This is a genomic window from Ruminococcoides intestinihominis (assembly GCF_040096285.1).
GTDB lineage: Bacteria > Bacillota > Clostridia > Oscillospirales > Acutalibacteraceae > Ruminococcoides > Ruminococcoides intestinihominis.
Genome location: NZ_JBBMEY010000072.1, coordinates 1 through 5252 on the forward strand (window position 1 = coordinate 1; position 5252 = coordinate 5252).

At 40.4% G+C, this 5252-nt stretch carries 2 protein-coding genes; one reads left to right on the plus strand and one right to left on the minus strand.

Annotated features, from left to right (window positions below):
* Window positions 1-305: 305 nt before the first annotated feature.
* Complete coding sequence (locus WMO18_RS10470) at window positions 306-812, minus strand: AbiH family protein (protein ID WP_211148349.1); 507 nt, start codon at window positions 810-812, stop codon at window positions 306-308.
* Between the two features lie 842 nt (window positions 813-1654).
* Here WMO18_RS10470 and WMO18_RS10475 point away from each other — a divergent pair.
* Complete coding sequence (locus WMO18_RS10475) at window positions 1655-5170, plus strand: alpha-amylase family glycosyl hydrolase (RefSeq protein ID WP_211148350.1); 3516 nt, start codon at window positions 1655-1657, stop codon at window positions 5168-5170.
* Window positions 5171-5252 lie beyond the last annotated feature (82 nt).

Genomic DNA, 5252 nt, shown 5'->3' on the forward strand with positions numbered 1-5252 from the left:
ACTAAAAGAATTCATTCATCTATTAATTATCTTTCACCTTGTGATTTTGAGAAGTCACTTCACACCGATTAGCAATGAAATATCCCCCTCTTTTTTACTTTTTTTATATCAAATTATTGACAAAGTCCCACTGTAATACCCGCAAGGACAAGGGTTATATATTTTACCCGAAAAGTATGATATAGAAATTGTCATCATAATTGTAGGTGAATACAAACGCCAAGTCGAATGTACCGATTTCCAAGCATAATAATTGCCCCGTTGGGAGCGCAGTAAATTCTGCATTCCTAACGGGGCTTTTTTCGTTATAAGTACAACTCCTGTGTTTTGCGCACGAATCTATTTTCGTTTTTTATGCCCAAATCATCCAAAACTTTTTCAAACGGTTTTTCATCCGTATCCTCAAAGTAATAAGCTTTCCAAATGGCATTCTCTCTAACGGATTTTAAAACTTTTTCAAAATATGGCATATCTACCTTGTTAAGTGAATGTCCGATTATAATCACTTCATCCACATTAGATAAACTATTAAAAAATTCCGTATTTTCATAAATAATGTTACTTGTTCTTTTAAGTGTGGTATTAAAATATTTTGACACACGATCAAAAGTTGAAACTGCGAAATCAACAAAATTGACTTCAGCTTCTTTTTTCTTTTCTAAAGCATAGGAAATAGCTTTTTGATTACAATGACCTATGACTAATTCTTCATTTTTGTTTTTCACATAACCGTAAATGTGCTTAATATTATCTGGATCAATGCAATACACACTTTCAAGGGTATCTGTATAATTGAAGGTCAAGAATATCAATTTTGTAAACTGCTTCCTTTTTCGTGTCTATTGATTTAATCCCTTTCCCTGTGGTTATTACAGTAACATAACAAGCTACTGTATCTGTCCTAATATAATAGGATAGCTTTAAATATAAGGAATATTCCAAATGGATTTCTTATGAAAAAATTAATATTCAAATTATGTAGGAGTAATATATTCAGCCTGCGAGAATACGATTTTTAGGTATTCCCTCGGGCTGATTTTTTATGCAATTTTATAATTATAAATTGTTCCTAACGGGCATTGTTTTTTGTCTGTTTGGTTCTTAAAATCAATATTTCTGATATCACAGAAATACCTTTTTGTCCAGACTAAATTACATTATCGAACTATTCATCAAATAGCATCCACGCTATCATAAATCGTCTGCCGTCATTTATTAAAAGCGTCTGAGGTGTGTAAAAGTCAAGACCATAAGCAAGCATTACTGCTTTCGGTGTTTTTACAAAACGGCAACGGCGTGTTGCCGTTTATTCAGTAAGCGTTATATAAATAAACAACATAGAATTCGGGTGACTGTCTTTGGCAGTCGTTTTTCTTTTTTATATATGAAATTTTTGAAAACTGTTAAAAAATACACTTAGTAAAAAGCATAATATAATAAAAATATATTTGTATAATTTTCACATAATCAGTAATTTTTTGTTATAAAAATTGCATAAAAAGTTGTGTGTAAATCTATTCAAATCGCCGTTTTATTTATAACTAATTAATGGAAATTTAATGGAAATTTAATAGAAATTTTGGCCATAATGTGATACTATAACCTTGTTAGGTTTTTCTAAATAAATACAAAAGTTTTGAAAGGAGTAAAACAAATGAAAACCAAATTAACAGTAAAGCTTATAAGCGTGCTTGTTGCGCTTAGTGTGGTAATTTGCTGTATGTCCTTTGCGTTTGTCGATGTATCGGCTGTGACGGTCAATGACAAAGCAACTGGTTCTGCAATAGCAGGCTCTGTTGTTGAAGACGACGGTTTTACTTGGGACAATGCAACAGTTTACTTTATGCTTACTGACCGTTTCAAAAACGGCAACACATCAAACGACCACTCATACGGCAGAACACTCGACAAAGACGGTAAGCCGATTTCCGGCTGGGACACTGCTCCGGGCACATTCCACGGCGGTGACTTTGCAGGTATTACACAGGCTATCGAGGAGGGCTATTTCAGCGACCTCGGCGTAAATGCACTGTGGATTTCCGCTCCGTATGAGCAGACTCACGGATACTGCGACTCAGGCAATGGCCACTTTGCGCACTATTCATATCACGGCTATTATGTGCTTGACTATACCGAAACAGACGCAAACTTCGGTACACCTGAGGAGTTTGAAACTTTGGTTGACACTGCTCACGAGCACGGCATCAGAGTTATCATGGACATAGTTATGAACCACTGCGGCTACAATACAGTAGCTGATATGGAGGAGTATGGTTTCGGTACACTTTTAGAGGGTGCAACTGATTTTAAGTATGTCATTGAAAATGTCAGTGATTTCAACAAACATATTGATTACCAAACATCATCTGAAGACTGGGGCAAATGGTGGGGCCCCGACTGGGTAAGAAGCGGCCTTCCGGGATACACCGAGGGCGGCGGCAGTAACGAATTGATGAGCCTCGCCGGCCTGCCTGACTTCAAAACAGAGCAGACAAAGACAGTATCTATCCCTCCTATTTTAAAAACAAAATGGACTCAGGAAGGTACATATGACCAGAAGGTTGCTAAATACGGCGACAACTCAGGTAGCGTTAGTGATTACCTAACAACATGGCTTTCTGAATGGGTTTCTAAGTATGGTGTTGACGGTTTCCGTTGCGATACTGCTAAGCACGTTGAAATGGCTTCATGGAAAAAGCTAAAAGATAAATGTGTATCTGCTCTTAAGACTTGGAGAGAGAACAACCCTGACAAGCCGGGTGCAAACTGGCAGCAGGACTTCTGGATGACAGGCGAGGCTTGGGACAAAGGCGTTGGCTATGATAAATACTATTCCCAGGGCGGCTTTGACTCTATGATTAACTTCGACACCTGGGGCGCAGGCGTGCTTGCAAGTTCAAGAGTTGCCGGATTGTATCAGAACTATGCTGACACAATCAACACAAAGGAAGGCTTCAATGCGCTTTCGTTCATTTCATCACACGATGCGCTTTTAACCCGTGGTGATACAAGCGAAATGATTTACAATGGCTCGGCATTTCTCCTAACTCCGGGCGGCGTTCAGATTTACTACGGTGACGAATCAAACCGTCCGATGGTTGATGGCTTATCCTTTGACGGCGCCGGTGGTTCTGGTCACTCACTGCGCAGTGATATGAACTGGGACAGCCTTGACCAAACTGTTCTCGCTCACTGGCAGAAGGTTGGTCAGTTCCGTCACGACCATGTTGCAGTCGGTGGAGGCAGCAACACAATGCTTTCTGCAACAAACGGCGTTGCATTTGCAAGAACATATGACAAGAACGGTATTTCTGACAAGGTAGCAGCCGTAATCGGTGCTTCTTCAAATACAGATATAACTCTTGATGTTTCTTCAATATGGAGCGACGGTCAGCAGCTTATGAACACCTATGACCAGTCATCTGCAATAGTTACAGACGGCAAGGTAACATTTAACAGCGGTGAAAATGGAACAATTCTCATTCAGATGCCGGACGGCAAACCTCTTATGAGCGTAAAAGGCGCGGCAAAGTTCAAGGGTACACAGACTGTTACGGTATCACTTGAGGAATGTGACAGCGCAACCTGCTCAATCGACGGCGGCAATAAGTTCGTTGTTAAAAACGGCACAACCTTTGAAATCGGTAAAACTGCTTACGAGGGCGACACAATCAAAATCACACTCGAGGCAACAAACGAAAAGGGTTCATCAAGAGCGGTTGCATCCTTCTATAAGATGTTTGAGAGCGAACAAGTGCCGCCAACAGTCGATCCTGATTCTACAGTTCCTCCTCAGCAAGGAAAGATCTATGTAAAGAGCGACAGCGCACCTTATATTTATGTCTGGACAGGTGACAGCACAGCGCTTTGCGGTTCTTGGCCGGGAACACAGATGACAGAAAAGAACAGCGACGGCTACTATGTTATGGAGCTTAACACAACAGATACCTACAATGTTGTTCTCAATAACGGCAGCGACGCACAGAAGAGCCGCGACTTCAAAAATCTCAACGGAGATACATATCTTGAAATTCCGTCAGGCAATTACAGTGCGGCAAAGGTTATGGGCGGAAGCGGTGACGATTCGTCTGAAAAGTCAGTTACATTCACAATTAAGCCGTACAGCCCTTCGGCAAGCTATCATCTCTATGTCTGGACTCATGACGATAGCTTACCGGCAGGCGGATGGCCGGGCATGAAACTTACAGAAAAGGACGCTGACGGTAACTATATATTCACAGTAAACGGCTACGATAAGGTTAGCGCAGTCGTAGGTTTGGGCAGCGACAGCAAAAGGACCCAAGATATTACAGGCATTATCGACGGTTCCTGCATTGAAATAACAAACGAGGACTGCACAACCTTTAAGCTCACTAAGCCTGAGATTGTTCTTTCAAAATTCCAGACGCTCAAGAAAGGGGCAAGAGAAGTACTTGCAATGACATCAAGCGACTATACTGCCTCAAGCTGGAACAATGTTTCTGCTGTTATGACAACAGCCAATGAGCTCATCGCACAGGGCGAGGGCGTTGCAGACGAAGCGCTTGTTGAAAGCACACTTGAGTCGCTTATAAATGCAAAATCAGCACTCGTGCTTGCAAATGCAGGTCTTTCATATGCTGTTAAGGGCAAAACTACAATAGTTGGTGTTGCAGTTCAGGACGCAGACATCACTGTAACAGTGAACGGCAAGTCCTACACAACACATTCAGATGAAATCACAGGCAAATTTACTGTTGAGGCAACTGCGCTCACAGCTTCATCTGTAATCAATGTTGATGTTGAGAGAAATGGTCTGGCGTCAGAAACATATTCATATAATATGTCAAACGGCGATATAACAAGCTATATTCCACCTACAACAACTCAGACTCAGCCAACAACAACTTCTACAACAAAACCAACTACAGTTACAACTACTACAAAGCCTACTACTGTAACTACAACAACTAAGCCTACTACTGCTACAACAGTAACAGAACCTACCGGTATCTTAGGTGATGTAAACGGTGATGGTGTTGTAAATGTTAAGGATGCATCTGCAATTCAAAAGTATGCTGCTGAAATGACAGTTGAACTGAACCTGAAGTTAGCTGACTATAACAAAGATGGTTGTGTTAATGTTAAGGATGTAACTGATATTCAAAAGACAACTGCATTCTTAAACTAATTAAATATTAGTTATTAACTTAAATTTAAAGGACGAACAGTTTATTCTGTTCGTCTTTTTGTTTATCTCATTTTTATTGATA

Excerpts from the sequence above, each read along its gene's own strand:
- WMO18_RS10475 (WP_211148350.1), top strand. The coding sequence starts at position 1,655 with ATGAAAACCAAATTAACAGTAAAGCTTATAAGCGTGCTTGTTGCGCTT.